Here is a 26,744-nt window from a genome sequence, read left to right as displayed (position 1 = left end):
ACCGTCCGACTCCAGCATTTCTGCCCGGAACGGCGCTGAAATTGCCGTTCCAGACATTTCTGCCCGTTACGCCGGCACTTCCACCTGCAACCCATCGACGCGCTGGAAGCCGCGTGGCAGCTTGCTGCCTCGCCGTCCGCGCTCGCCCTTGTAGTGCTCAAGATCGTCCGCTTTCAGAGACAGGGTACGCTTGCCTGCTTGCAATACAAGGGTCGCGCCTTCGGCAATCACGGCCAGATCGGTGACAAATTCTTCACGGCTGGCTACCCGGTCGCCCGGCACGCCAATGATCTTGTTGCCCTTGCCCTTGCCCAACTGCGGCAAATCGCTGACCTTGAACACCAGCAGGCGGCCTTCGGTGGTCACCGCTGCCAGCCAGTCCTGCTCGCGATTGGCCACCGGGCGTGGGGTCATGACCTTGGCACCGTTGGGCAGGCTGAGCAAACCCTTGCCGGCCTTGTTCTTGGCCTGCAAGTCCTCACCCTTGACCACGAAGCCGTAGCCCGCATCCGAGGCAACCACGTACAGCGCGTCGTCCTCCGGCAACAGCACACACTCGAAGGTGGCGCCTGGGGGTGGCGTCAGGCGGCCGGTCAGCGGCTCGCCCTGACCACGTGCCGAGGGCAAGCTGTGAGCCGCCACCGAATAACTGCGCCCCGTAGAGTCGATGAGCACGGCAAACTGGTTGGAACGCCCGGCTGCGGCGGCCTTGAAGCCATCGCCGGCCTTGTACGACAAGCCGGTGGCGTCGATGTCGTGGCCTTTGGCGCAACGCACCCAGCCCTTCTCCGACAGCACCACGGTGACCGGCTCGGTCGGCATCAGCTCGTTTTCAGACAGGGCCTTGGCTTCGACGCGCTCGACGATTGGCGAACGGCGCGCGTCGCCGTAGGTTTCGGCATCCTTGATCAGTTCGCTGCGCACCAGCTTGCGCAGTTTGGCCTCGCTGCCCAGCAGCGCCTGCAGCTTGGCCTGTTCCTTGAGCAGTTCGTCCTGCTCGCCGCGGATCTTCATCTCTTCCAGGCGCGCCAGCTGACGCAGACGGGTCTCGAGGATGTACTCGGCCTGGATTTCGCTCAGCTCGAACCGGGCAATCAGGGCCTGCTTGGGGTGCTCCTCGGTACGGATGATGTGGATCACTTCATCCAGGTTGAGGAATGCGGTGAGCAAACCATCCAGCAGGTGCAGGCGCCGCTCCACCTTGTCCAGGCGATGCTGCAACCGGCGGCGAACAGTGTTGGTGCGAAACTCCAGCCACTCCACCAATATCGCACGCAGGTTCTTCAACTGCGGGCGGCCGTCCAGGCCAATGATATTGACGTTGACCCGGTAGCTGCTCTCCAGGTCGGTGGTGGCGAACAGGTGCTGCATCAGTTCGTCGGCATCCACACGGTTGGAGCGCGGGATGATGACGATGCGGCACGGGTTCTCATGGTCGGATTCGTCACGCAGGTCGGCAACCATCGGCAGCTTCTTGGCCTGCATCTGTGCGGCGATCTGCTCCAGCACCTTGGCCCCGGAGACCTGGTGCGGCAGCGCAGTCACTACGATGTCGCCATCCTCGACGCGGTAAACGGCACGCATGCGGATCGAGCCGCGGCCGCTTTCGTACATCTTGAGGATTTCTGCCCGTGGCGTGATGATTTCCGCCTCGGTCGGGTAATCCGGCCCCTGGATGTGCTCACACAATTGCTCGATGGTGGCCTTGGGCTCGTCGAGCAGGCGCACGCAGGCGCTGGCCACTTCACGCAGGTTGTGCGGCGGCACGTCGGTCGCCATGCCCACGGCGATACCGGTGGTCCCGTTGAGCAGGATGTTGGGCAGGCGCGCCGGCAGCACGGCCGGCTCCTGCAGGGTACCGTCAAAGTTCGGTACCCAGTCCACGGTGCCTTGGCCAACTTCGCTGAGCAGCACTTCGGCGTAGCGCGACAAACGCGCCTCGGTATAACGCATGGCGGCGAACGACTTCGGATCGTCCGGCGCACCCCAGTTACCCTGGCCGTCGACCAGGGTATAGCGGTAGCTGAACGGCTGCGCCATCAGCACCATGGCCTCGTAGCAGGCCGAGTCGCCATGGGGATGGAACTTGCCGAGCACGTCACCGACGGTACGCGCCGACTTCTTGTGCTTGGCATCGGCATCCAGCCCCAACTCGCTCATGGCATAGACGATGCGTCGCTGCACCGGCTTCAGGCCGTCGCCGATGTGCGGCAAGGCGCGGTCCATGATCACGTACATGGAATAGTTGAGGTAGGCCTGTTCGGTGAAGTCAGCCAGCGAGCGGCGTTCGACGCCGTCCAGGCTGAGTTCCAGTGAGTCGCTCATGCGGGCCTCGTCATTTCAGGTTCTGGCGCAACAGCATGGTGCCGCCGCGCTGGGTAAATTCAAGTTGTTTCAGGGCACTCATGCCCAGCAGTACGATGGGCCCGTCCAGGCCCGGCACCACGGTGGCGCGTACGTCCTGCAGCCGGATATCGCCCAGCTGCAGGCTGGCCAGGCGCGTGCGGTAGCCTTCGGCGCGGCCATTGGCGGTGCTGAGCACCACCGGGCTGCCGCGCTCAAGGTTCAGGTCACGGGCCAACACCTCGGGGATCGCCACATCGGTGGCGCCGGTGTCGAGCATGAAATGCACCGCCTGGCCGTTGATGGCGCCATCCACCATGAAGTGGCCCTGGCCGTTGCCCAGCAGGCGCACTTCGACAAAGCCCTCGCCGTGTTCGGATTGCACCTGGGCATTGGGGTTGCGCTTATTGTCTTCCCACTGGCCGAAAAAGCGCGTGGCAAGGAACATCGCGGCCGCCCAGGCGAGGACCATCAGCACCCTGCCCGCCCGTTTGCCCGGCGCCTGGCTCATGACTTGGCGCTCCAGCCACCTTCCGGTGCATCAAAGCGCCAGACGATCGGGCGCGTTTCGCCATCGGCGCGGGCGCCGTTGTTGTTGTCCAGGCCGATCCAGGCGCCCTTGGCATCGATCACAAGGGCTTCGGCCAGGCCGAACGGTTGCGGGTAACGGCGGGCCTCGACCAAGGCGTCGGCAGCAAACGACCAGCAGCGTTCTACTTTGCCGCTGTCGGTATCACGCCGGCAGACCCGGTAGGCATTGCGTTCGAGTGTGAACAGCTTGCCCTCGAACCAGGCCAGGTCGGCAAAATCGCGCGACAGTGCCCGGGCATTGGGCATTTGCGCCGGCTGCATCTCCACCCCGGCCTCGCTCAGCAGCACACAGCTGCGCCCGCAAGTCCACACCGATTGCTGGCGCTCGATGGCCACCAGGCCACGGCGCTCGCGTTCTGCGGCCAGCCACAGGCGATCGCCCGCAGGGTTGATCGCCAAGCCCTCGAACAAAGCATTGAAGTTCAGCAGCATGCCGCTGGCACGGGCCTGACGCACCATGGCCGGGTCGATCTTCAGCCAGTCCGGCTCGCCTTCCAGCGGTAATTGCAACACGGCGGCATGGGCTTCGCTGGCCAGGTACAGGTTACCCGCCTGGTCACAGGTGATGCCTTCGAAATCCAGCTCGCCCCCGCGAATGTACGACGCCGCCCAATTGCGCGACTTGAGGCCCCACGGCAGGCCGCTTTCCGGCGGCGGTGGCGGGGTAAAGGTCAGCGGTTGCGCGCGCCAGGTCGGTTTTTGCTGGTCGAAGCGGTAGATGCGGTCGTCGTCGCGGTCGGACACGCCCCACAGCCCGCCCCGGCATTCCACCAGGCCAGACAGGTTGCCACCACGCATGCCGTCGATCGGGTGCTCGGCACTGAGCTTCAGCTCCGGCCAGTTACCCGCCAGGGCAGGCAAGGTAACCAGCGCAAGGCAAACGGCAAGTACTTGCCGAATCAAACCATGACCTCGGCCAGGTTGCCTTTGGTCTCCAGCCAGTTCTTGCGGTCACCGGCGCGCTTCTTGGCCAGCAGCTTGTCCATCAGTTCGCAGGTGGCCTCAACGTCGTCCAGGGTCAGCTGCACCAGGCGCCGGGTGTTCGGGTCCATGGTGGTTTCACGCAGTTGCGGCGGGTTCATTTCACCCAGGCCCTTGAAGCGGGTGACCTGCGGTTTGCCGCGTTTCTTCTCGGCCACCAGGCGGTCGAGGATGCCGTCACGCTCGGCTTCGTCGAGGGCGTAGTAGATTTCCTTGCCCAGGTCGATGCGGTACAGCGGCGGCATGGCCACGTACACATGCCCGGCCTCCACCAGCGCGCGGAAGTGCTGGACGAACAGCGCGCACAGCAGCGTGGCGATGTGCAGGCCGTCGGAGTCGGCGTCGGCAAGGATGCAGACTTTGCCGTAGCGCAGTTGCGCCAGGTCTGTGGCACCCGGGTCGACACCGATGGCCACGGCGATGTTGTGCACCTCCTGGCTGGCCAGGACTTCGCCACCGTCCACTTCCCAGGTGTTGAGGATCTTGCCGCGCAGCGGCAGGATCGCCTGGTACTCCTTGTCCCGTGCCTGCTTGGCCGAGCCACCCGCCGAGTCACCCTCGACCAGGAACAGCTCGGCACGCATCGGGTCCTGGCCGGCGCAATCGGCCAGCTTGCCAGGCAGCGCCGGGCCTTGGGTGATGCGCTTGCGCTCGACCTTCTTGCTGGCCTTGAGGCGACGCCCGGCGTTGCTGATGGCCAGCTCGGCCAGTTGCATGCCCAGCTCGGGGTGGGCGTTCAGCCACAGGCTGAAGGCGTCCTTGACCACGCCGGAAACAAAGGCAGCCGCCTCGCGCGAGGACAGGCGCTCCTTGGTCTGCCCGGAGAACTGCGGCTCCTGCATTTTCATCGAGAGCACGAAAGAGATGCGCTCCCAGATGTCTTCAGGCGCCAGCTTCACACCGCGCGGCAGCAGATTGCGGAACTCGCAGAACTCGCGCATGGCATCCAGCAGGCCCTGACGCAGGCCGTTGACATGGGTGCCGCCCTGAGCGGTGGGGATCAGGTTGACGTAGCTTTCCTGGACGCTGTCGCCGCCTTCTGGCAACCACAGCAAGGCCCAGTCTGCGGCCTCCTTGTTGCCCGCCAGGCTGCCGCAGAACGGCTCGTCAGGCAGGCGCTGGAACTCGCTGACCGCATCGACCAGGTAGGAACGCAGGCCGTCTTCGTAGTGCCACTCGACCTTCTCGCCACTGGCCTTGTCCTCGAAGCTGACCAGCAGGCCCGGGCACAGCACGGCCTTGGCCTTGAGCACATGCTTGAGGCGGCTGATGGAGAACTTGGGCGAGTCGAAGTACTTGGGGTCGGGGCTGAAGTAGACGCTGGTGCCAGTGTTGCGCTTGCCGACCGAGCCGACCACTTCCAGCTCGCTGGCCTTGAAGCCATCGGCGAAGGACATCTGGTATTCGTTGCCGTCACGCTTGACGCGCACGCGCACCTGGGTCGACAGGGCGTTGACCACCGAGATACCCACACCGTGCAAACCGCCGGAGAACTGGTAGTTCTTGTTGGAGAACTTGCCGCCGGCGTGCAGCTTGGTAAGGATCAGCTCGACCCCGGACACGCCTTCTTCCGGGTGGATGTCCACTGGCATGCCACGGCCATCGTCGCTGACTTCCAGCGAGTGGTCGGCATGCAGGATGACCTGCACCGAACGGGCGTGGCCGGCCAGGGCTTCGTCGACACTGTTGTCGATGACTTCCTGGGCCAGGTGGTTGGGGCGGCTGGTATCGGTGTACATGCCCGGCCGCTTGCGGACCGGGTCAAGGCCCGAGAGGACTTCGATGGCGTCTGCGTTATAGGCGCTAGCGCTGGGATTGGCCATAGGGTCTCTTCGTCAGTCTGGTGAGTGCAAAAAAGTCAAAATACAGAAAAATCGAGCGCCGCATACTGCCCGCGAGCAATGCCGGCAAAAGCCAGCAGAGCCGGCAGGCGCTCGGCGAAGCCCTGGAAACTGTGGTCGCCGCCAGCCTGTATACGCAGGGCACATGCACGGTAATAGCGCTCGGCGTGGCGATAGTCCAGGGTTTCATCGGCCGTCTGCAGCCACACTTGATAGCGGCTGGCATCTACCGGGGCCGGCACTTCCAGCTCGGCCAGGGCCTGTACGTGATCATGGGTCAGTTCCCAGGTTTCACCGCTGTAGTGATTGCGCTGAGTGCCCAGGTACCCGTCAAAATGCTTGTGTGGCGTTACCGCAGGGTTCACCAACAGGGCCTTGAGGCCATGGCGCTCGGCCAGATGGGTCGCATAGTAGCCGCCGAGCGAACTGCCCACCAGCAATGGCGCGCCCAGTTCGGCGATGGCAGCTTCAAGCTGGGCGATAGCCTGCCGCGGGTGGTGATGCAAGGCGGGCACACGTAGCTGGGCCGACAGGCCCAGTTGCTGCATCACGGCTTCGAGCTGGCGCGCCTTGGTCGAAAGCGGCGAGCTGTTGAAGCCATGGATATAGAGGATGGAACCCGACATGCTGCCCCCGGAATCTGTGGCTTCGCGCCTGATGATGCGGGCGCAGGGACGCGCAGTGTAGCGCGTTCGCCGGGTTTTGACGCAGTGTCACGGGTTTCGCAACAATTTCTTCAATAACCTGGGCTATCGAAGTCGAGTCTCACCTCAAAGTCCGTGGCCCGCTCCACTCCGGTTTCCAACCGCCCGTCGGCGTGCAGGCGCAACCAGCGGTACCCGGGCTGCTCCTCGCTCACCTTGAAGTCTTCGCTGCCTGCCGCGAACTGAATACAGGTCGAAGGCGTGGCCAGCAGGCGCCGGCCCTCGCGCAGCTCGTCCCATTCCTGATGCACATGCCCCCACAGCAACGCCCGCACCTGTGGATAAGCCTCGATGGTATCGAACAGGGCCTGGGCATTGCGCAAGCCTATCGGCGCGATCCAGGCGCAGCCGATGTCCACCGGCTGATGGTGGAAACACACCAGGCAATGCCGTTCGCCCGCCTCTTTCAAGGCGGCTTCCAGCACTGCCAGTTGGTCACGCTCCAGCAGACCATGTGTCGCGCCATGCACCGCCGTGTTGAGCATGACAATACGCCAGGCGCCAACATCGGTGACTGCTTGCACCAGCTCCGGGGCCACTTCGGCCATGACCCGGGCCTCGTCGTGGTTGCCCGGCAACCAGCGGGTGGGCACTGCAAACGACGCAGTCAGATCCCGGAACGCTTCATATGAAGCAACGCTGGCGTCCTGGGAAAGATCACCCGTGCACAACAGCAAGTCGACAAGCGGTTGCTCGCGCCGCACCTGGGCCACCACATGGCGCAGGCTGTCACGGGTATTAAGCCCCAGCATGCTGCCGGCCGGGTCGGCGAAAAGATGGGCGTCGGTCAGTTGCACCACATGAACAGGGCGCGTGTTGTCTGGGTACATGTCAGCGGACGCTTGCCAGTTCGTGGCCACAAGCCAGGCAGTGGCTCAGCCATTCACCGAGGAACAGGTTGAGCTGGGCCTTTTCGTCCGGCTGGTGCATGGCCTCATTCGGATACGGGTAAATACTGCGCAGGCGCCGGGTATGTTCGGCACTGACCACTTCGGCCATGCGCGCATCGTGGTAAACCTGCACTTCCAGGTGCGGCACCGGCAGCCACGGCAAGCTGTGCTCCTGACGCACGTGCAGGGTGGTGGTGTAAGGGCAGGCCAGCACCACGTCCAGTACCAGCACGCCGAGCATCTGGTCGCCCTGGGTCATGCCGATGCGGCGCGAGCTCTGGGTGGTACGCATATCGGGCAACAGGCGCATCAGCCGGGCGTAGTTGGCCTCGCAGGCAGCCTGCAGCCCGACCAGGTCGACTCGATAGCGCTCGCGCAGCAGGTTCACTTCCACATACCTCGTACTTCGTCACGGTTCAGCGCCAGCCATTGCAAGCCGATGATAGTCGCCGCGTTGCAGATGCGCCCGTCGCGCACCGCCTGCAGGGCATCCTCGAACGACCACACGCGCACGCGGATGTCTTCGCCCTCTTCTTCCAGGCCATGCAGCCCGCCCGCGCCCTTGCTGCTGCAACGACCAAGGAACAGGTGAACGTACTCGTCACTGCCGCCCGGCGACGGGAAGTAGCGGGTCATCGGCCACAGGGCGCTGAACGTCAGGCCGGCTTCTTCCTCGGCTTCGCGGTGGGCGACTTCCTCGGGTTGCTCATCCTTGTCGATCAGCCCGGCAACCATCTCGATCAGCCAGGGGTTGGCGACCTTGTCCAGTGCGCCGACGCGGAACTGCTCGATCAGCACCACTTCGTCGCGCAACGGGTCGTAAGGCAGCACACACACCGCATCATGGCGCACAAACAGTTCGCGGCTGATCTCGCGGCCCATACCCCCGGCAAACAGCTCGTGGCGCAGGTGCACCTTGTCGAGCTTGTAGAAGCCCTGGAAGCAGTTGGCCCGCTTGACGATCTCGACCGCCTTGGGCACCGAATTCAACGTGTCTGACATGGAAATCCTCGTTACCTCAATTACCGCTTCGCGCCATCCTACTCTGCACGCTTTCGCGTTTCACCCCTTTCCGCCAACCGTTCGCACACTCGGGACAGCGCGTCTTCACTCTGTTAGCTTAGTGGCGAACTGAAGGCCGCGCAGACGGTCAAAGGCCGACTTTTCCCTGTTCTGCAAGGATCATCATGACACTTGTCAAACTGACTTCCGTGGCCGTGCTGGCACTCGCTCTGGGCGCCTGCCAGAGCCTGTTCACGCCCAACTACCGGGCCCCGCTCGAGGTCAAGCGCGACGCCTGGGAGCATGTCAAACCCGGCTGCAGCGAAAGCGACTGCCCGCTGGTGAACATCGACATGGTCCACTTCCCGGCCCTGCCCGCGCTCGACGGCATCGTCGAAAAACGCCTGCTGCAACTGACCGAAGACAATCAGCATGGCACCGCGCCAAGCACCTTGCAGGCCTACGAACAGCAATACCTGGCCAGTGCCGACAAACGTAACAGCAGTTATCTGCAAGCCAAGGTACGCGAGCAGCATGACGGGCTGGTGATCATCGAGTTGTCCAGCTACCTGGACAGCGGTGGCGCCCACGGCATGCCTGGGCGCGGCTTCATCAACTATTCGCGCAAGCTGGACAAGGTGCTGACCCTGCAGGACATGCTGGTGCCAGGCCAGGAGGACACCTTCTGGAAAACCGTCGAGGAGTCGCACCGCGCCTGGCTGATGAGCGTGGGCATGGACAAGGACGCCGAGTTCGTCAAAACCTGGCCGTTCAAGAAGTCGCCGCACATCGCCCTGACGTACGGCGCAGTAGTGGTCAAGTACGAGGTCTATGCCATCGCGCCCTATTCCATGGGCCACGTGGAACTGAAGATCCCCTACCCACGCCTGAATGGCGTACTCAAGCCTGAACTGTTTCCCGGCCGCGGCTAAGGCTCAGTAACCCATGCAGCACACCTGCCAGCAGCAATGCTGGCAGGGTAGCCCCCAGTTCCGGTGCCTGCGCGGCAATCAGGTGGTAGACTGCCACCCCCGCAAACCAGGCCACCAGCGCCTGCCAGTGCAAGCCGCCGACCTGTGCCGGCAAGCGGCGACGACGAACCACGTAGTGGTCCATCAACACCACGCCGAACAGCGGCGCGAACACCGAACCGATCAGCAGCAGGAAGTTCTCGTACTGGGCCAGTGGCGCCAGCAGGGCGATCAGGGTGCACAGCACGCCGATGGCGAGCGCCAGGTGCTCGACCTTCACAGGCACCAGCACGCCGGTGGAAACCGCTGCCGAGTGGATGTCGGCGAAGGCCTTTTCCGACTCGTCCAGCAGAATGAGCAGCAACGGAATGCCCATGCCGGCGCCGGCCAGGGCCAGCAGCAGGGCATTGACCTCGCCACTGGCAGCGAAGGCCAGGGTGTAGGCCACGCCCAGGCTCATCAGCCAGGTGTTGCCGATGAAATAGCCAATGACCGTGCCGCCGAACACGTGCTTGCCGTTGCGGGCGAAGCGCGAATAGTCGGCGATCAGCGGCAGCCAGGACAGCGGCATGGCGATGACGATGTCGAAGCCCACGGCCAGCGACATCGAACCGTCACCGGCGCGGCCCCACAGTTCAGCCAGGTCGGCCTTGGCGAACAGATTCCAGGTCAGCCACAGGCAAGCCCCCAGCAGCACCCAGATACCCCAGGCGCGCAGCACCTTGCGTACGAAGGCCAGCGGCCCGCTGACGGCCAGCAAGGTGGCCAGGGCTCCAAAACACAGGGTCCAGAGCATCGGGCTGTTCCAGGCACTGTCCTCGCCGAACGCCCGCGCGCCCAGCAGGCTGGCGGCATCGCGCATGACGATGATCTCAAATGCGCCCCAACCTACCAGTTGCAGCAGGTTGAGCACAGCCGGCAAGCGCGCGCCATGGCTGCCCAGGCTGAGCTTCAGGGTGCCCATGGCCGAAAGACCGGTGTCGCTGCCGATGACACCGGCGGCGCCCAGCAACAACACCCCGACCCCGGTGCCCAGGGCGATGGCCAGCACCGCGCCAGCCAGGCCAAGGCCTGGCGCCAGCATGGCGCCGACTTGCAGCACCATCAGGCCGATGCCAAGGGAGAACCACAACGAGAACAGGTCGCGGGCGCCGAAGATGCGCTGGTGGGTGGGGACCGGGTGGTCGGGGGAGAACTGGCTGGGTGATGTCATGGTTGGCGCTCGCCGGCAATGTTGTTGGTGTTCTTGGCGAGGACTTCGTCCTCGAATCGCGACGCAAGGCCGCTCCCACAGGGGCCGCGCAGGCCTTAAACCTTGTGCGGTCCCTGTGGGAGCGGCCTTGTGTCGCGAAGGGGCCGCACAGCGGCCCCAGCGTTCTTACACTTTCTGGTACAGCTGGCTGCCTTCCTGGCGGAAACGCTCGGCCTGCTCACGCATACCTTGCTCGACCGTCACATCCACGGCCTCGATCTTGGCAGCGTACTCACGCACTTCCTGGGTGATTTTCATCGAGCAGAACTTGGGCCCGCACATCGAGCAGAAGTGCGCAACCTTGGCCGATTCCTTCGGCAGGGTCTCGTCGTGGAAGGCACGGGCGGTGTCCGGGTCCAGGCCGAGGTTGAACTGGTCTTCCCAGCGGAACTCGAAGCGTGCCTTGGACAGGGCGTTGTCGCGAATCTGCGCGCCCGGGTGGCCCTTGGCAAGGTCGGCGGCGTGGGCGGCGATCTTGTAGGTGATGATGCCGGTCTTGACGTCGTCCTTGTTCGGCAGGCCCAGGTGTTCCTTGGGCGTGACGTAGCAGAGCATGGCGCAACCGAACCAGCCGATCATCGCCGCACCAATGCCCGAGGTGATGTGGTCATAGCCCGGGGCAATGTCGGTGGTCAGCGGGCCGAGGGTGTAGAACGGCGCCTCGTCGCAGCACTCCAGCTGCTTGTCCATGTTCTCCTTGATCAACTGCATCGGCACGTGGCCCGGGCCTTCGATCATGCACTGCACGTCGTGCTTCCAGGCAATCTTGGTCAGCTCGCCGAGGGTTTCCAGCTCACCGAACTGCGCAGCGTCGTTGGCGTCGGCGATCGAGCCGGGGCGCAGGCCGTCACCCAGCGAGAAGCTGACGTCGTAGGCCTTCATGATTTCGCAGATCTCGTCGAAGTGCGTGTACAGGAAGTTTTCCTTGTGGTGCGCCAGGCACCACTTGGCCATGATCGAGCCACCGCGGCTGACGATGCCGGTGACGCGCTTGGCGGTCAGCGGCACATAGCGCAGCAGCACACCGGCATGGATGGTGAAGTAGTCCACGCCCTGCTCGGCCTGCTCGATCAGGGTGTCGCGGAACAGCTCCCAGGTCAGGTCTTCGGCCACGCCGTTGACCTTTTCCAGGGCCTGGTAGATCGGCACGGTACCAATCGGCACCGGCGAGTTGCGGATGATCCACTCGCGGGTTTCGTGAATGTGCTTGCCGGTGGACAGGTCCATGACCGTGTCCGAGCCCCAGCGGATGCCCCAGGTCAGCTTGGCCACTTCTTCCTCGATCGAGGAACCCAGGGCGCTGTTGCCGATGTTGCCGTTGATCTTCACCAGGAAGTTGCGGCCGATGATCATCGGCTCGACTTCAGGGTGGTTGATGTTGGCCGGAATGATCGCGCGGCCACGGGCGATTTCCTGGCGGACGAATTCGGGGGTGATTTCTTTCGGGATGTTGGCACCGAAGCTGTGGCCGGCGTGCTGCTCGTTCAGCAGGCCAGCGGCGCGGGCTTCTTGCAGCTTCATGTTTTCGCGGATGGCGACGTATTCCATCTCGGCGGTGATGATGCCCTGGCGGGCATAGTGCATCTGCGAGACGTTGGCGCCAGCCTTGGCACGGCGCGGGTTGCGCACGTGGGCGAAACGCAGCTTGGCCAGTTCGGCGTCGTTCAGGCGCTGCTGGCCGAAGTCGGAGCTGAGCCCGCCCAGGCGCTCGGTGTCACCGCGGGCGTCGATCCAGGCCGAGCGCACATCGGCCAGGCCCTTGCGTACATCGATGATGACGTCGGGGTCTGTGTACGGGCCAGACGTGTCGTAGACCAGTACCGGCGCGTTGGTTTCGCCGCCAAAATCGGTCGGGGTATCGTCCAGGCTGATTTCACGCATGGGCACGCGGATGTCCGGGCGCGAGCCTTCGACATAAATCTTGCGTGAGCGCGGGAACGGTTGCACGGACTGCTGATCGACTTGTGCCGATTCGCTGAGGTTGATCGCTTTTTCTTGTTTGGTCATCACAGGCTCTCCAGACGGCTTCCTAGCAGTGGAATGTCGGGGAGAACCTGAAAAGCGCGGACGCACCCATGGACGAGTGCAGTGCCGGATATGGGGGTGCCTGAAGCTGCATGCAGCTGCGACATTCCCGGACCTGGCACAAGAGGCTCCCCGGGAAGGCGAGCAATCTTGTTCCCTACGCAGGCGCTAACCTGATCAGGTTCAACGGGATCCGCACCTCTGCGATCTCAGCCTTTGCTTCAAGGCACCCCGACAAGAACATGCGCAGTCTAGACTGGAGTGGTCGGCAAAGCCAAGCGGGTAAATGCGCGGTTGATGAAAGGCACACCGGGCGATTGTTGCCAGGGGCGCATGGCACTACACTGGCCCGTCACTCGATACTCAACAGTTCAGTAATTAAATTTCGTACAAGGATTGCCTCTATGCTGCGCAAACTCTCACTGGCGATTGCCGTGTCTTGTGCGTCCAACGGAGTGGCCTGGGCAGTGGACGTGCCCTCGACAGTCAAGACCGACCTGGTCAGCGTTTATCAGGAAGCGGTAGACAACAACGCCGACCTGGCTGCGGCACGTGCCGATTATGGCGCCCGCCGCGAAGTGGTGCCGCAGGCCCGCGCCGGGTTGCTGCCAAACCTCTCGGCCGATGCCGAGATGCTGAACACCCGCACCAAGCTGGACGAGCCTTCCATCACCTCCAACCGCAGCGGCAACTCCTGGAGCGCGACCCTGGCCCAGCCAATCTTTCGCGCTGATCGCTGGTTCCAGCTGCAGGCAGCCGAAGCGGTCAACGAACAGGCAGCGCTGGAGCTGTCGGCCACTGAACAGAACCTGATCCTGCAAACCGCGCAAAGCTACTTCGCCGTGCTGCGCGCACAGGACAACCTGGCCGCTACCAAGGCTGAGGAAGCCGCGTTCAAGCGCCAGCTGGACCAGTCCAACGAACGCTTCGATGTGGGCCTGTCGGACAAGACCGACGTGCTGCAATCCCAGGCCAGCTATGACACGGCCCGCGCCAACCGGATCATCGCCGAGCGCCAGGTGCAGGATGCCTTTGAAGCGCTGGTCACCCTGACCAACCGTGAATACACCTCGATTCAAGGCGTGGTGCATACCCTGCCGGTGCAGGTACCTACGCCAAACGACGCCAAGGCCTGGGTCGAAACCGCCGGCCGCCAGAACCTCAACCTGCTGGCCACCAACTATGCGGTTTCCGCCGCCGAAGAGACCCTGCGCCAGCGCAAGGCCGGCCATGCGCCGACCCTGGATGCAGTGGCCAAGTACCAGAAGGGTGACAACGACAGCCTCGGTTTTACCAACCCGGCGCCGCAGCAAAACGTGCGCTACGGTGGCGACGTCGAGCAGACCAGCGTTGGCCTGCAGTTGAACATCCCGATCTACAGCGGTGGCCTGACCAGCTCGCAGGTACGCGAGGCCTACCAGCGCCTGAGCCAGAGCGAGCAGCAACGTGAAAGCCTGCGCCGCCAAGTGGTGGAAAACACCCGCAACCTGCACCGCGCGGTGAACACCGATGTGGAACAGGTGCAAGCACGCAAGCAGTCGATCATCTCCAACCAGAGCGCGCTGGAAGCCACCGAAATCGGTTACCAGGTGGGTACCCGCAACATCGTCGACGTACTCGACGCGCAACGCCAGCTGTACACCTCGGTACGCGACTACAACAACAGCCGCTATGACTACATCCTCGACAACCTGAGCCTGAAGCAGGCAGCCGGCACCCTCAGCCCGCAAGACCTGCAGGACCTCAAGCGTTACCTGAAACCGGACTACAACCCGGACAAGGACTTCCTGCCGCCAGACCTGGCTGCGGCAGCGGCCAAGAACTTTGAGCGCCGCCCTTGAGTTAGGTGATGAATTCTTCGCGGGCTCGCCCGCGAAGAAGCCAGTGCAAAAGTCAGCGGATAAGCGCATCCAGGCCATCGAGCAAGCGTTGCAACGCGCCCTGATTGGCCCGCATCACCGCCCTGCCCGCCTCGCCCATGCGCTGGGCGTCCTGCGGCAGTTCCACCAGACGGCGCACCGCACCGGTCAGCCCGTCAGCATCATCAACCTGCTGCAACGCACCCGCCTCGCGCAGCATCGCGCTGATTTCGAGGAAGTTGAACACATGCGGCCCCATCAGCACCGGCAAGGCCAGCGCCGCAGGCTCCAACGGATTGTGCCCACCGGTCGGCACCAGGCTACCACCGACGAAGGCAATGTCGGCCAGGGCATACAGGAACAGCAACTCACCCATGGTGTCGCCCAGCAACACGCGGGTTTGCGCATCGACCGGCGCTGCTGAAGAACGGCGCACGGTGGTGAATTGCTCGCTGCACAGCGCATGCACCGCATTGAAGCGCTCGGGATGGCGCGGCACCAGGATCAGCAAGGCATCGCCATGCACCTGCAACATCTGCCGATGCGCCTGCAAAATCAGCGCATCCTCGCCGTCATGGGTACTCGCGGCAATCCACACCGGGCGCTGTTCGGCGCCCCATTGCTCACGCAATGCCCTGGCTCGCGGCAACAGTTGCCCGTCGACCTGCAAGTCGAACTTGATCGAACCGGTGACCTGCACGCACTCAGGGCGCGCGCCCAGGTCACGAAAGCGTTGCGCCTCGGTTTCGGTCTGCACGGCGATCAGGCTCATTTCCGCCAGCATCGGCCGAGTCAGTTTGGCAAAGCGCCCGTAGCCGCGTGCCGAACGCTCGGACAATCGCGCGTTGGCCAGCGCCACCGGAATTCCGCGTTTGGCGCACTGGTGGATGTGGTTGGGCCACAGCTCGGTTTCCATGATGATGCCCAGCTTCGGCTGCACATGGTCGAGAAATCGCTCGGCCGCCCACGGCAGATCGTAGGGCAGGTAGCAATGCTGTACGCGTGGTTCGTCGGCGAACATGGCGCGAATACGCTCGGAACCGGTCGGTGTCATGCAGGTAAGCGTGATCGGCAATTCCGGGTAGGCCTTGAGCAAGGCACGCACCATGGGCGCGGCAGCAATGCTCTCGCCAACCGACACAGCATGTACCCAGATGCCGCCCTGGCGCATTGCCGGCAGCTTGCAAGCAAAGCGCTCGCCGATGCGTTGCCCATAGGCAGGCGCCTTGCGTGCGCGCAGGTACAGGCGCAGCGCAACCAGCGGCAGGCCCAGGTGAAACAGCAAGGTATAGAGTGTTCTGTTCATGGCGCCGGAGTTTACCCGATCGCGCGCAGGTGCACCGCAAAGCGCTCGGCCAGCCACTGCGCGGCCGGCCCCAGGGGCGCATCACGGCGCCAGGCCAGTTCCGCCACCAGCGCCGGCGGGCGCCACTCGCTATCGAGCTCGACCATGTGCGCCTGGTAGGTCGGGTACTGCACCACGTGCCGCGGCAGCCAGGCCCAGCCCAGGCCGCGCATCAGCAGTTCGGCCATGGCGTAGAAGCTGTCGGCACGCCATACCTGCGGGCTGATCGCCTCGCCGCCTGGGTAACCGCTTTGTTGTGGCGTGATCAGCAACTGCCGGTGGCGCGCCAGTTGCTGGCGGGTGACCCGGCCTTCGCCCGCCAGCGGGTGGCCGACTGCGCAAACCGTGACCATCTCCACACTGCCCAGCGCCCGCCGCTCCAGCGATGCCGGGATGCTTTCGTGGTGGAAGAACAGGCCCAGATCGGCGCGCCGCTCCACCAGCTTGCGCGCCACATCGCCCTGGGCACCGCTGGCCAGTTGCACCTCCAGAAACGGGTAGCGGCTGGCCAGCTCGTCCAGGCTGTCGATCACCGGCTGGTAAGGCATGGCTTCGTCCTGGGCAACCCGCAGCAAGGCCTCCTGCCCGCGCATTAAGGCCAGGGCACGGCCGTCCAGGTGTTCGCACTGACGCAACAGTTCGCGGGCATCTTCCAACAACGCGCTGCCATTTTCGGTCAGGTTCGGTTGCCGGCCGCTGCTGCGCTCGAACAACGTGACACCCAGGTCTGCTTCCAGCAGGGCGATGGCATTACTGATAGCCGATTGAGCCTTGCGTTGTTCGCGGGCAACGGCAGAAAAGGAGCGCAATTCGGCGACGCGCAGAAAAATTCGCAGCTGCTCCAGGTTCCATTGCTCAGCCATCATCCTATCCCCATATCTGATAGGTAATGACTTTACCGCATCTGGGCAAGGTCTAGAATGCCCGACCAGTTACCAGAGGACCCCGCCATGAATGCCTATACCTATCTCGCCATCGCCATCTGCGCCGAAGTTATCGCCACTGCCTCCATGAAAGCAGTGAAAGGCCTGAGCACGCCACTGCCCCTGCTGCTGATGGTGGTTGGCTACGGCATTGCGTTCTGGATGCTGACCCTGGTGGTGCGCAGCATTCCGGTGGGGATCGCCTATGCCATCTGGTCGGGGCTGGGGATTGTGCTGATCAGTGTGGCGGCGCTGGTGATCTATGGGCAGAAGCTGGATGTGCCGGCGATGCTGGGCATGGCCATGATTGTGGGTGGGGTGGTGGTGATTCAGCTGTTCTCCAAAACAGCCGGGCATTGAGACAACCTGTGTGGGCCTCATCGCCGGCAGCCAGCTCCCACAGGGATAGTGGAAGTTGCAGGCTCTGCACTATCCCTGTGGGAGCTGGCTTGCCGGCGATAGGGCCCTCACAGGTATAGCCTGTATACTTGCCAGCTGTCCCAGTCTTCGAGGTACCGCCATGCCATCTGCCATTTCCACTGACGTGCTGATCGTCGGCGCCGGGGTCGCAGGCCTCTGGCTCAATGCCCGCCTACGCCGCCAGGGCTACTCGACAGTGCTGGTGGAACGCGCCAGCCTTGGCGGTGAGCAGACGATAAAGTCGCAGGGCATTATCCACGGCGGCACCAAGTACGCCCTGCACGGTGCCCTTACCGGCGCCTCGGAAGCCATCGCCGACATGCCGCGCCGCTGGCGTGAGGCCTTGGCTGGCGACGGCGAACTCGACCTCGGCCGTACCCGTCTACTCTCCGATGCCCACTACCTGTGGTCACCCGGCACCCTGGCCGGCAACCTCACCAGTTTCTTCGCCAGCAAGGCCGTGCGCGGCCGGGTCGACCAGGTCAAGGGCGACCAGCTGCCGCCCGCGCTGCAGGACCGCGCCTTCAAGGGTAAGGTTTATCGCTTGGCAGAACTGGTGATTGATGTCCCGAGCCTGCTGGCCAACCTGGCCGAGCTGGCCGGCGACTCCTTGCTTGCAGGTGAGCGCATCGAACCATTGCGTGAAGGTGATGCCTTGGTTGGCTTGCGCGTGGATGACCGGGAAATCCGTGCCCAGCGCATCGTGTTGAGCGCCGGTGCCGGCACCGAAGGTTTGCTGCAGGCGCTGGGCCTGGACCAGCCAGCCATGCAAACCCGCCCGCTGCACATGGTCATGGCCAAGGGCCCGAACCTCAAACCTTTGTACGCCCACTGCCTCGGTGGCGGGCCCAAGCCACGGGTGACGGTGACCACCCACCCGGCAGCCGATGGCCAGTGGGTGTGGTACCTCGGCGGCGACCTGGCGGAAGCCGATGGCGTAGCGCGCGAGCCTGCAGCGCAGATTGCTGCGGCACAGAAGGAAATCGCCAACCTGTTGCCATGGGTTGACCAGAGCCTGGTGCGCTGGGCCACCCTGCGCGTCGACCGCGCCGAACCTGCGCAATCCGGCCTGGTACGCCCGGACAACGCCTTCCTTGCCGACCAGCAGCGCCTGCTGGTGGGCTGGCCGACCAAGCTGGCACTGGCACCGGACTTCAGTGACCGGGTCATCGCCCATCTGGAGCGCGACGGCATCCGCCCGCAGGCACAAGCCGACCTGGCCGACCTGCCACGCCCCCCCCTGGGCGTGCCGGCCTGGGAGCACTTGCTGCCATGAGCCTGCCCACCCTGCACGACTTCCACCGCCCGCTGGGCAGCACCGGTTTCCAGGTTTCGCCACTGGGCCTGGGCACGGTCAAGCTGGGCCGCGACCAAGGTGTGAAGTACCCCACCGGTTTCACCATCCCCGACGATGACGAAGCCCGCATGCTGCTGGCCCAGGCCCGCGAGCTGGGCATCAACCTGATCGACACCGCCCCCGCTTATGGCCGCAGTGAAGAACGCCTGGGCCCGCTGTTGCGCGGCCAACGCGATGAGTGGGTGATCGTCAGCAAGGTAGGCGAAGAATTCGACAACGGCCAGTCGCACTTCGACTTCAGTGCCGCCCACACCCGCCGTTCGGTGGAGCGCAGCCTGCGCCGCCTGGAAACCGACCGCATCGAACTGGTGCTGGTGCATTCCGACGGCAACGACCTGGCGATCCTCGAACAGCAGGAGGTCTACCAGACCCTGGCGGAGCTCAAGCAGGAGGGCAAGATCCTCGGCTTCGGCCTGTCCGGCAAGACCGTGGCCGGTGGCCTGAAAGCACTGGAACAAGGCGACTGCGCCATGGTTACCTACAACCTCAACGAGCAGGCAGAACGCCCGGTGCTGGACTACGCTGCCGAACACGGCAAGGCCATCCTGGTAAAGAAGGCCCTGGCCAGCGGGCACGTCTGCCTGGCCCCGGGCGTTGACCCGGTGCAGGCAAGCTTCGAGCTGCTGTTCGCCCACCCGGGCGTCAGCAGTGCTATCGTCGGCACCATCAATCCGCTGCACTTGGCCCACAACGTGGCCACCGTCGCCCGCATCCTGGGCCAGCACTGAGTTGCCCCTGGCCCAACAAGGGCCAGGAGAATGACCCGACGCAAGGAGGAGCCTCGTGGCGCGAACGCTGATCCGCAAGAACCCGAGCAACTTCAAGACACTGCCACTGCATGTCGAAGCCACACCCGAAGGCCTGATCTACCAGAGCATCGGCATGCCACTGAACTTTGCCCAGACCCAACAGCGGCGCAAGGCCATCCAGCTGCCCGACACGCAGCGCTTCGTGGTCGAACTGGCCAACCTGGGTGTGTCGGTGCGCCTTACCCTGCATTGGCAAAACCGAGATTACTGGGTGTTGGTGCGCCAGCGCCGGCAAGACCGTGGCGATGTGGTGCTGAAACTGATTTCTGGGTATGTTCCGGCGCAGGAGCTGAACCTGCCGTTGCACACGGCTGTTCAGGAAGTGGCTGAGGAATGCCTGCTGGAAACCCCGGAAGGCTGGTTAGGCGGGCGCTTCAACGATACCTGGCTGCCCGTCCCATACGCCGCTGCCCTGCACTACCGCGAAACACCGCACTTCCTGCTGGCCCCCGAGTCCGGTGCCGCGCGGCCCGTGCACTGCGGCAACCTGATGCTGCTGGAGCGGCCAAGGGCCTATGTGCACTTGCCCACCGCATCGCTGCAGCTGATCTACGACATGCGCCTACAGGTGCCTCGTGAAGCCAAGAAACTCAGCCTGTTCCACGTCGATGAGCGGCTGGAGGGCGGCCAGTTGGTAGCGCGGCTCAACCGCAAACGGCCAGACCTGTACCTGATGCCGTTGAAGGACGGCCACCCGCTGGCGGAGCTGTATACGCTGAAGAAGGATGAGCTGGTGCCGGCGAGCACACGCGGGCTGTATCTGGCTGAGAGTTTCGCCCGGCAGGAAGGCTGGGTGGTGACAGACGAGCGGGTGCGCTGGAAGGACTGGGTGAAGCAGCAGGGGTTGGTGGAGAGCAAACCGGCACGGTCATCGCACCTGCAGCGGTTTGGCGACAAGGCCCGGGCATTGCTGGAGCGGGCGCGTACTAGCCTGCACAAGTGATACTGGGGCTGCTTTGCAGTCCGTTCGCGGCACAAGGCCGCTCCTACAGGAGATTGTGTAGGCCCTGAGCTATGCGATCCCTGTAGGAGCGGCCTTGTGCCGCGAATGGGCCGCAAAGCGGCCCCGGCTGTGTCAGTTCTTGCGAATCTTCTCGACAATCGCGGTGGTCGAGCTGTTCTCGACCAGGCCAAGCACCTTCACAGTGCCGCCATACGCCTTGACGATATCAGCGCCTACCACCTGGTCTATGCCATAGTCGCCACCCTTGACCAGCACATCCGGCTTGACCTGGCTCAGCAGGTTTTCCGGGGTGCCTTCCGGGAAGCTGATCACCCAGTCCACCGCGCCCAAGCCGGCCAGCACGGCCATGCGCCGGTCGACGCTGTTGATCGGCCGGCCCGGCCCTTTCAAACGGCTGACCGAAGCGTCGTCGTTGACCGCGACGATCAGCCGATCGCCCTGGGCCCGCGCCTGCTCCAGGTAGGTGACGTGCCCGGCATGCAGGATGTCGAAGCAGCCATTGGTGAAGACGATCTTCTCTTTGTGCGCCCGCGCGTCATCGATGGCCAGCAGCAGTTGCTCCAGGCCCAGCACGCCGCGCTCGGAACCTTCTTCACGCTGGATCGCCCGGCGCAGTTCCGGGGCACTGATCGCAGCCGTACCCAGCTTGCCGACCACGATGCCGGCCGCCAGGTTGGCCAAGGCCACCGCGTGGGGCAGGTCCTCGCCAGCGGCAATGGCCGCCGCGAGGGTGGAAATGACGGTATCACCGGCACCGGTCACATCGAACACTTCACGCGCCCGCGCCGGCAGGTGCAGCGCCGGCTGGCCAACGCGCAGCAGGGTCATGCCGTGCTCGCCACGGGTTACCAGCACGGCGCCCAGGTCCAGATCCTGCAGCAGCTGCAAGCCTTTGGCGACCAGTTCGGCCTCATCGGCGCAACGGCCAACGATGGTCTCGAACTCGCTGAGGTTCGGGGTGATCAGGCTGGCGCCGCGGTAGATGGAAAAATCCTTGCCCTTGGGGTCGGCCAGCACCGGAATGCCCTTGGCCCGTGCTGCCTGGATCAGGCTTTGGTGATTCTTCAGCGCGCCCTTGCCGTAGTCCGACAAGACCAGCACCTTGACGCCTTCGAGCAGGCTGTCGACTTCGGCACCCAGCGACAGCGGGTCGGTGGCGAACGGCTCTTCGAAATCGATACGCAGCAGCTGCTGGTGACGGCTCATGACCCGCAGCTTGACGATGGTCGGCTGGTGCGCGATGCGCTGGAACACCGAACGCACGCCCGCAGCCTGAAGGCTGTTGGCGAGGCTGTCGGCGGCCTCGTCCTGGCCGGTAACGCCGATCAGCGACGCCGGTGCGCCCAGGGCGGCGATGTTCAAGGCAACGTTGGCCGCGCCGCCGGGGCGATCCTCGATCTGATCGACCTTGACCACCGGCACTGGCGCTTCAGGCGAAATACGCGAAGTACCGCCATGCCAGTAGCGGTCGAGCATGACATCGCCGACCACCAGAACCGGGGCTTGATCGAAACGCGGCATGGACAACTTCATGGGCAACCCATATGGAAATAATGAACAGGGGCAGGATATTAGCACAGGGTAGACGACGGCTTTACGGCCAGATCGCCCCCGGAAAATTCCCGTGACAATCGGGGCCGTTACGGCCCCGATCAGGGAGGACTCAGGTGATATCGGCCTTGGCCGGCTCATCCAGGCCCATGGCGTGCAGGCGGGCATAATGGCCATTGGCCGCGAGCAGTTCGGCATGGGTGCCACGCTCTACCAGACGCCCCTGGTCCATGACCAGGATCTGGTCGGCCTTCTCGATGGTCGAGAGGCGGTGGGCGATCACCAGCGTGGTGCGCCCTTGCATCACGTGGTCCAGGGCAGCCTGGATGTGCCGCTCGGATTCGGTATCCAGGGCCGAGGTGGCCTCGTCGAGAATCAGCAGTGGCGCGTTTTTCAGCAGTGCCCGGGCAATGGCCAGGCGCTGGCGCTGGCCGCCGGAGAGCAGCACGCCGTTTTCACCCACGTCGGTGTCGAAGCCCTTCGGCAAGCGGTCGACGAACTCCTTGGCATAGGCATCGGCCGCAGCGGCTTCGATGTCTGCGCGCGGGGCACCCGCCAGATCGCCATAGGCAATATTGTTGGCCACAGTGTCGTTGAACAGGGTGACGTGCTGGGTCACCTGCGAAACGTGGCGGCGCAGGTTGCGCAGGCGGTAGTTCTCGATCTCCACGCCATCGAGCAGGATCTGCCCTTGGTCGTGGTGATAGAAGCGCGGGATCAGCGACGCCAGGGTCGACTTGCCACTGCCAGAGCGGCCAACCAGGGCAATCATCTGCCCAGGCTCGGCGACAAAGCTGATGTCGCTCAGCACTTCACGCTCGGTACCCGGGTAGGTGAAGCTCAGGTTGCGCACTTCAAGGCGCCCTTCCACGCGGTCTTTCTCGACAGTACCAGTGTCCAGTTCAGGCTCTTCGTCCAGTTGCTCGAAGATGCTTTCTGCACCCGCCAGGCCCTTCTGGATGGTCGAGCTGACTTCCGACAACTGGCGAATCGGCTTGGGCAGCAAGCCGGCAGCGGTAATGTAGGCCACCAGGTCACCGGCAGTAGACTCACCGCGCAGGAACAGCACCAGGAACATCAGCGCGGCCATGGCGCTGTAGATCACCAGCTGCAGCATCGGCGTATACAGCGAGCCGGTCTTGGTCATGCGCAGCTGCTTGTCGGTGTTGCTCTGGCTGGCCTTGCTGAAACGCCGCTGTTCGTAGGCCTCGCCGCCGAAGCTGCGCACCACGCGGTAACCCTGGATGGTTTCCGACGCGACGTGGGTGACGTCGCCCATGGCCACCTGGATCTTCTTGCTCTGCTTGCGGAATTTCTTGCTGGCGATGCTGACCATCACCGCAATCACCGGGAGGATGGCAACCATGACCAAGGTGAGGTGCCAGTTCATCCACAGCAGGTAGGCAAACAGGAACACCACGGTCAGGCCTTCACGGATGACCACCTTGATTGCATCGGTGGCAGCACCGGTGACCATGGTCACGTTGAAGGTGATACGCGAAATGAGGTGCCCGGAGTTGTGATTGTCGAAGTAGCGGTTGGGCAGTACCAGCAGCTTGTTGAACAACTCCACGCGCAGGTCGTGCACCAGGCACAGGGAAACCTTGGCCAGGAAATAGTTACCAAGGAACGACCCAAGGCCCTGCCACGCAGCGATCAGGATGATCAGCAACGGCACGGCCTGCAGCAATTGCAGGTCGCGCAGGTAGGGGACATTGGGGAACAACACCGCTTCAGGGTTGCTCAGCCCGTCGACAAAGTACTTCAGGATGCCGGCCAGCATCGGCTGGGTCGAGGCAAAGATCACGAAACCGACAATGCTCAGCAGGAAAATGCCGACATAGGGTTTCACATAGCCCAACAGCCGGAAGTAGATCTTCAGGCTGGAGGTGTGCTCCGCCGGTCGCGGGGTTTCGGCCATTATCGAGCTCGCTGTTCAGGTTGAACCGGAAATTTTACCACAGGCGTCATTTTCGGCACGCCTCCATGGCAGCATCATGGCAAGGCCGACAGGCAGCCAGCTGATAAACCATTCGGCACGTGGCGTACCGGTGAGGCTGGCGGCATCGAACTGCATGGCCAGGGTCGAATACACCCAGAAGCCCAGCAGGAGCTTGCCAAACAGCGTGCCGCGCGCGCGAATGATTTCACCCAGGGTGAACAACCACACCATGATCCAGAGCAGCATGCCCGGCAGGCCCATCTCTACGGCAACGTGGGTGAACATGTTGTGGGTGTGGTCAAAATGTTTGCCCACCGCATTGACGTCGTAGGCAGCCCCCAGGCCCAGGCCGGTCCAAGGGTGGGCGGCAATCATGTCGACCACGGCATGGAAAATTTCCGGCCGGTAGGATGAGCCGCGCTTGGCGATCAGGTCGTACACCACATAGAAAGCAACGCCGGTAGCAATGACTGCCAGGATGGAAAACACCCGGCTGTGGCGGTCACGGAACCACAGCGGCGCCATGATGACGGTGAGCACCAGGGCCAAAAGCGCGCCACGGCTCTGGCTAAGCATGGCAAACGCCCCCAGGCACGCCAGTGCCGCCAGCCACAAGAGCTGCAGGCCACGGTGCCGAGGCGGCTCGTAAAGCATGAAAAGCACCGCCGTACCGACGACGTATGCACCCAGGATGGGGTGCGATATTTCACCGATACCCTGCAGGCGGGCCCGCCAAGGCATGCCAAGCACGCCATAGAAATGAATGACCGAAACCAGAGCGGCAACAGCCAGCAAGGCACTACCGAGCAGCAACAGCTGGCGAATCCTCGCCAGGCCAAGCTGGGCCAGCAACGGAAACGCCAGCAGGAACACCAGAATGTAGACCAGGCGCTTGATCTCACGCCCCGGGTCCTCTGCCGATGACCAGACCAGGCTCAGCCCACTCCAGGCCAACAGCAACAGCAAACTCATCCACAGCGCCGGCTGACGCTTCCACGCCTGCACCAGCACCTCGCGGGCGGACCATGCCAGCACCAGCGTTGGCAGCCACAGGAACAACACCAGGCCTTGCTGATAAATCTTGTTGCTCGGCGCCAAGGCAATCGCCGCCAGGAACCAGACCAGACCCAACCCCAACCAGACCCGTGCCCAGTTTTTTTGATACAACATCCTTTTCCCCCGATGAATCAAAGACACCATCCATGGTGCTACCGCATTATTTTCGGCATTATTGCCGGTCATTTTGCTCGCCAGACGACAAGGCTCTATTCATGCAATGCTCCCGGCTCACCCAGGTCGACTTCGATCAGCTGACACAAGGCGCACAGGTGCTTGAGGCAGACAGCCATGGCGCCAAAGTCTACCTGCTCGCGGATGGTAATTTCCTCAAGGTTTTTCGTAGGAAGCGGCTGATTTCATCTGCATTGCTGCGTCCCTACTCGCAGCGCTTCGTCGATAACGCCGCGCGCCTGGCGCAACTTGGCATCCCCACCCTCGAGGTGATCAGCCAGCACAAGCTCGACCTGCCAGGCCGCACCGCCGTGCTTTATCGCCCGCTACCCGGGCGCACCTTGCTGCAAATGTCGCGCGATGAAGGCTTCAGCTGGGACACTTACCTGCCGGAACTGATCCAGCTGGTCCGCCAGCTGCACCGCAGCGGCGTGTACTTCCGCTCGCTGCACCTGGGCAATGTGGTGGTCACCCCTGAGCAGCAGCTCGGCCTGATCGATGTTGCCGACATGCGTTTCCTGCGCCCGCCGCTGTCGGCACGCATGATTCGGCGCAATGTGCAGCACATGGTGCGCTATATCGAGCGGGAGAACCTGGGTGACCGGTTCCCCCTCGCCGCCTTCGAGGCAGCCCTGCTGGCGCGCTGACGGTCAGTTGCGCAACAGGCTCTGCGAGCCGTTGCAGAAGGCCTGCCAGGCCTGCTCCGGCGCCAGCGCCTGGCGCTGCCTGGCGGCTACCGCCGGGGCACCGATTGCCGTACAGCGCTCGATCGCCTCAGCCCAGGCGCTTTCGTCGGCAATGGGCAGGTAGCCACCGGTATCGCGCAACTGCTCGCGGAACACCTGAAGGTCACTGCACACCACCGGCACATCGGCCATCACGGCCTCTTGCACCACCAGCCCGAGGCCTTCGGAACGCGAAGGCACCAATAGCCAGTCGAATGCCCGATACAGCTGCTGCAGGTCTTCACGGTGACCGCGCAGGTGAACACGCCCGGCCAGGCCCAGCGCGTCGATACGCGCCTGCAGCACGGCATGCTGCGGCCCCTCACCAATGATCGCCAACTGCAGGCCCGGTTGCCGTGCATTGGCCTTGGCGAATGCCTCGATCAGCATTTCGAAGCCTTTGCTCTCTACCAACCGCCCTACCGCGCCCAGCATCACCCCGTCGGCCTGAGGTAATTGCAGCGCCTGCCTGGCCTGGTCCCGGCTCAGCAACGGCTCGACGAACGCCAGCGGATCAAGCGCCATGCGCAGGGTCTGCACCGGCCGACCCAGGTCATGCTCCAGCGATTCAGCCAGCGTATGCGACACGGCCGCGATGCTCAGCCGCTCGGCCGGGAGCATACGCAACAGGCGAATATCGCTGCTGTTCAGACGCGTCTTGCCATGGAACAGCACCTTGGCCCGCACCTGGGGAATGTTCTGCAACAGCGGCAGTACCAGCCGCGCGACACCAATACCGTCGAGCAGCACGATTTCTGCCTTGGCCTCGGTCAGCGCCTTGCGCAAGCGCATGCGCAACCACGGCCGCAGCAGGCGCCACAGGTGTCGCCCTTTCAGCGCACGTGGCGGCATGTGCCACTCCCGGGTCGAACCGAGCCCACAGCAGAGCCCGCTACCCAGCAGCAACCAGTTACTGATCCGGGCATCGTTACCGGCATGCGACAGCACTTGCCGATGCACCTTGTGGATGGACATGTACGGCGTTCCACCCGCCCACATCATATTGACGATGTTCATGG

The 26,744-nt window shown here is 63.7% G+C and carries 23 protein-coding genes and 1 riboswitch; of the genes, 7 read left to right on the top strand and 16 right to left on the bottom strand.

The features are described from left to right. Positions 1-66: 66 nt before the first annotated feature. The 8 genes from parC to SB756_RS15105 all read right to left on the bottom strand — a co-directional run bounded on the left by parC (position 67) and on the right by SB756_RS15105 (position 8,352). Positions 67-2,325, bottom strand: a complete 2,259-nt coding sequence (gene parC, locus SB756_RS15140; protein ID WP_019471318.1) for a DNA topoisomerase IV subunit A — start codon at positions 2,323-2,325, stop codon at positions 67-69. A gap of 10 nt (positions 2,326-2,335) precedes the next feature. After that, positions 2,336-2,854 carry a TIGR02281 family clan AA aspartic protease gene (locus SB756_RS15135; RefSeq protein WP_410911046.1) on the bottom strand — a complete coding sequence of 173 codons (519 nt, stop codon included), beginning with the start codon at positions 2,852-2,854 and terminating at the stop codon, positions 2,336-2,338. Next, entirely contained in the window at positions 2,851-3,837 is a 987-nt protein-coding gene (locus SB756_RS15130; protein WP_041167913.1) for an esterase-like activity of phytase family protein, read from the bottom strand. Before SB756_RS15130 ends, SB756_RS15135 begins: the two co-directional genes overlap by 4 nt. Then, positions 3,834-5,738: a DNA topoisomerase IV subunit B gene (gene parE / locus SB756_RS15125; RefSeq protein WP_410911045.1), complete on the bottom strand. Its 1,905-nt coding sequence runs from the start codon at positions 5,736-5,738 to the stop codon at positions 3,834-3,836. The genes SB756_RS15130 and parE overlap by 4 nt, the downstream gene beginning before the upstream one ends. Positions 5,739-5,773: 35 nt before the next feature. Then, positions 5,774-6,382: a YqiA/YcfP family alpha/beta fold hydrolase gene (locus SB756_RS15120; RefSeq protein ID WP_012274480.1), complete on the bottom strand. Its 609-nt coding sequence runs from the start codon at positions 6,380-6,382 to the stop codon at positions 5,774-5,776. A gap of 110 nt (positions 6,383-6,492) precedes the next feature. Continuing rightward, positions 6,493-7,290: a 3',5'-cyclic-AMP phosphodiesterase gene (cpdA, locus tag SB756_RS15115; protein WP_410911044.1), complete on the bottom strand. Its 798-nt coding sequence runs from the start codon at positions 7,288-7,290 to the stop codon at positions 6,493-6,495. Between the two features lies 1 nt (position 7,291). Further along, positions 7,292-7,744 carry a DUF1249 domain-containing protein gene (locus SB756_RS15110; protein WP_016501905.1) on the bottom strand — a complete coding sequence of 151 codons (453 nt, stop codon included), beginning with the start codon at positions 7,742-7,744 and terminating at the stop codon, positions 7,292-7,294. Continuing rightward, positions 7,735-8,352, bottom strand: a complete 618-nt coding sequence (locus SB756_RS15105) for an NUDIX domain-containing protein (protein WP_341796921.1) — start codon at positions 8,350-8,352, stop codon at positions 7,735-7,737. Before SB756_RS15105 ends, SB756_RS15110 begins: the two co-directional genes overlap by 10 nt. A 185-nt stretch (positions 8,353-8,537) precedes the next feature. Here SB756_RS15105 and SB756_RS15100 point away from each other — a divergent pair, with 185 nt between their 5' ends. Next, positions 8,538-9,284 (top strand): RsiV family protein, encoded by a 747-nt coding sequence (locus tag SB756_RS15100; RefSeq protein WP_043198160.1) that lies wholly within the window; start codon positions 8,538-8,540, stop codon positions 9,282-9,284. Here the strand turns inward: SB756_RS15100 and cytX are convergent. Continuing rightward, a complete protein-coding gene (gene cytX / locus SB756_RS15095) occupies positions 9,253-10,536 on the bottom strand; it encodes a putative hydroxymethylpyrimidine transporter CytX (protein ID WP_016501908.1) in 1,284 nt (427 codons plus the stop codon). The genes SB756_RS15100 and cytX overlap by 32 nt on opposite strands. A 165-nt stretch (positions 10,537-10,701) precedes the next feature. Beyond that, the gene (gene thiC, locus SB756_RS15090; protein ID WP_341796922.1) at positions 10,702-12,582 is read right to left on the bottom strand and encodes a phosphomethylpyrimidine synthase ThiC; all 1,881 of its coding nucleotides are present in this window, start codon (positions 12,580-12,582) and stop codon (positions 10,702-10,704) included. A 155-nt stretch (positions 12,583-12,737) separates the two neighbouring features. Further along, positions 12,738-12,844: riboswitch (TPP riboswitch) on the bottom strand. Between the two features lie 160 nt (positions 12,845-13,004). Between thiC and SB756_RS15085 the strand changes: the two genes are divergently transcribed. Continuing rightward, positions 13,005-14,441, top strand: a complete 1,437-nt coding sequence (locus SB756_RS15085; protein WP_410911043.1) for a TolC family outer membrane protein — start codon at positions 13,005-13,007, stop codon at positions 14,439-14,441. 52 nt (positions 14,442-14,493) lie between these two features. On the opposite strand, the gene waaA is transcribed toward SB756_RS15085, so the two are convergent. Together waaA and SB756_RS15075 are read right to left on the bottom strand one after the other, a co-directional pair. After that, positions 14,494-15,765 carry a lipid IV(A) 3-deoxy-D-manno-octulosonic acid transferase gene (waaA, locus tag SB756_RS15080; RefSeq protein ID WP_410911042.1) on the bottom strand — a complete coding sequence of 424 codons (1,272 nt, stop codon included), beginning with the start codon at positions 15,763-15,765 and terminating at the stop codon, positions 14,494-14,496. A gap of 11 nt (positions 15,766-15,776) precedes the next feature. Next, entirely contained in the window at positions 15,777-16,667 is an 891-nt protein-coding gene (locus SB756_RS15075) for a LysR family transcriptional regulator (protein WP_410911041.1), read from the bottom strand. 87 nt (positions 16,668-16,754) lie between these two features. Here SB756_RS15075 and SB756_RS15070 point away from each other — a divergent pair, with 87 nt between their 5' ends. The 4 genes from SB756_RS15070 (at position 16,755) to SB756_RS15055 (ending at position 20,256) form a co-directional block, all read left to right on the top strand. Further along, on the top strand, positions 16,755-17,087 hold the full coding sequence (locus SB756_RS15070) for a DMT family transporter (RefSeq protein WP_008095055.1): 333 nt from the start codon (positions 16,755-16,757) through the stop codon (positions 17,085-17,087). 160 nt (positions 17,088-17,247) lie between these two features. Further along, positions 17,248-18,423 (top strand): NAD(P)/FAD-dependent oxidoreductase, encoded by a 1,176-nt coding sequence (locus SB756_RS15065; protein WP_016501915.1) that lies wholly within the window; start codon positions 17,248-17,250, stop codon positions 18,421-18,423. Further along, complete coding sequence (locus tag SB756_RS15060) at positions 18,420-19,232, top strand: aldo/keto reductase (protein ID WP_341796926.1); 813 nt, start codon at positions 18,420-18,422, stop codon at positions 19,230-19,232. The genes SB756_RS15065 and SB756_RS15060 overlap by 4 nt, the downstream gene beginning before the upstream one ends. Positions 19,233-19,287: 55 nt before the next feature. Then, positions 19,288-20,256, top strand: a complete 969-nt coding sequence (locus SB756_RS15055; protein WP_410911040.1) for a metal ABC transporter ATPase — start codon at positions 19,288-19,290, stop codon at positions 20,254-20,256. Positions 20,257-20,388: 132 nt separating this feature from the next. Here SB756_RS15055 and hldE read toward each other — a convergent pair whose 3' ends face one another. From hldE to SB756_RS15040, 3 genes are all read right to left on the bottom strand, one after another. Continuing rightward, entirely contained in the window at positions 20,389-21,810 is a 1,422-nt protein-coding gene (gene hldE / locus SB756_RS15050) for a bifunctional D-glycero-beta-D-manno-heptose-7-phosphate kinase/D-glycero-beta-D-manno-heptose 1-phosphate adenylyltransferase HldE (protein ID WP_043198172.1), read from the bottom strand. Between the two features lie 130 nt (positions 21,811-21,940). Then, on the bottom strand, positions 21,941-23,749 hold the full coding sequence (gene msbA / locus SB756_RS15045; protein WP_341796928.1) for a lipid A export permease/ATP-binding protein MsbA: 1,809 nt from the start codon (positions 23,747-23,749) through the stop codon (positions 21,941-21,943). A 15-nt stretch (positions 23,750-23,764) separates the two neighbouring features. Further along, complete coding sequence (locus tag SB756_RS15040; RefSeq protein WP_410911039.1) at positions 23,765-24,940, bottom strand: O-antigen ligase family protein; 1,176 nt, start codon at positions 24,938-24,940, stop codon at positions 23,765-23,767. Between the two features lie 101 nt (positions 24,941-25,041). Between SB756_RS15040 and SB756_RS15035 the strand changes: the two genes are divergently transcribed. Next, positions 25,042-25,647, top strand: coding sequence for a toluene tolerance protein (locus SB756_RS15035; RefSeq protein WP_174370328.1), 606 nt, complete (start codon positions 25,042-25,044; stop codon positions 25,645-25,647). Between the two features lie 3 nt (positions 25,648-25,650). On the opposite strand, the gene SB756_RS15030 is transcribed toward SB756_RS15035, so the two are convergent. After that, on the bottom strand, positions 25,651-26,742 hold the full coding sequence (locus SB756_RS15030; RefSeq protein ID WP_341796930.1) for a glycosyltransferase: 1,092 nt from the start codon (positions 26,740-26,742) through the stop codon (positions 25,651-25,653). Positions 26,743-26,744: the final 2 nt, after the last annotated feature.

It is taken from the genome of Pseudomonas sp. SIMBA_068, assembly GCF_046534705.1.
Classification (GTDB): Bacteria; Pseudomonadota; Gammaproteobacteria; order Pseudomonadales; family Pseudomonadaceae; genus Aquipseudomonas; species Aquipseudomonas putida.
The sequence above is the reverse complement of the archived record's forward strand: the minus strand, read 5'-3'. Positions and strand labels throughout refer to the sequence as shown.

Coding starts and splice junctions, on each gene's coding strand:
- parE (WP_410911045.1), bottom strand. CDS start 5,738: ATGGCCAATCCCAGCGCTAGCGCCTATAACGCAGACGCCATCGAAGTC.
- SB756_RS15040 (WP_410911039.1), bottom strand. CDS start 24,940: ATGTTGTATCAAAAAAACTGGGCACGGGTCTGGTTGGGGTTGGGTCTG.
- SB756_RS15105 (WP_341796921.1), bottom strand. CDS start 8,352: ATGTCAGACACGTTGAATTCGGTGCCCAAGGCGGTCGAGATCGTCAAG.
- SB756_RS15035 (WP_174370328.1), top strand. CDS start 25,042: ATGCAATGCTCCCGGCTCACCCAGGTCGACTTCGATCAGCTGACACAA.
- hldE (WP_043198172.1), bottom strand. CDS start 21,810: ATGAAGTTGTCCATGCCGCGTTTCGATCAAGCCCCGGTTCTGGTGGTC.
- SB756_RS15120 (WP_012274480.1), bottom strand. CDS start 6,382: ATGTCGGGTTCCATCCTCTATATCCATGGCTTCAACAGCTCGCCGCTT.
- thiC (WP_341796922.1), bottom strand. CDS start 12,582: ATGACCAAACAAGAAAAAGCGATCAACCTCAGCGAATCGGCACAAGTC.
- SB756_RS15075 (WP_410911041.1), bottom strand. CDS start 16,667: ATGGCTGAGCAATGGAACCTGGAGCAGCTGCGAATTTTTCTGCGCGTC.
- parC (WP_019471318.1), bottom strand. CDS start 2,325: ATGAGCGACTCACTGGAACTCAGCCTGGACGGCGTCGAACGCCGCTCG.
- msbA (WP_341796928.1), bottom strand. CDS start 23,749: ATGGCCGAAACCCCGCGACCGGCGGAGCACACCTCCAGCCTGAAGATC.
- SB756_RS15100 (WP_043198160.1), top strand. CDS start 8,538: ATGACACTTGTCAAACTGACTTCCGTGGCCGTGCTGGCACTCGCTCTG.
- SB756_RS15135 (WP_410911046.1), bottom strand. CDS start 2,854: ATGAGCCAGGCGCCGGGCAAACGGGCGGGCAGGGTGCTGATGGTCCTC.
- SB756_RS15070 (WP_008095055.1), top strand. CDS start 16,755: ATGAATGCCTATACCTATCTCGCCATCGCCATCTGCGCCGAAGTTATC.
- waaA (WP_410911042.1), bottom strand. CDS start 15,765: ATGAACAGAACACTCTATACCTTGCTGTTTCACCTGGGCCTGCCGCTG.
- SB756_RS15030 (WP_341796930.1), bottom strand. CDS start 26,742: ATGAACATCGTCAATATGATGTGGGCGGGTGGAACGCCGTACATGTCC.
- cytX (WP_016501908.1), bottom strand. CDS start 10,536: ATGACATCACCCAGCCAGTTCTCCCCCGACCACCCGGTCCCCACCCAC.
- SB756_RS15065 (WP_016501915.1), top strand. CDS start 17,248: ATGCCATCTGCCATTTCCACTGACGTGCTGATCGTCGGCGCCGGGGTC.
- cpdA (WP_410911044.1), bottom strand. CDS start 7,290: ATGTACCCAGACAACACGCGCCCTGTTCATGTGGTGCAACTGACCGAC.
- SB756_RS15085 (WP_410911043.1), top strand. CDS start 13,005: ATGCTGCGCAAACTCTCACTGGCGATTGCCGTGTCTTGTGCGTCCAAC.
- SB756_RS15060 (WP_341796926.1), top strand. CDS start 18,420: ATGAGCCTGCCCACCCTGCACGACTTCCACCGCCCGCTGGGCAGCACC.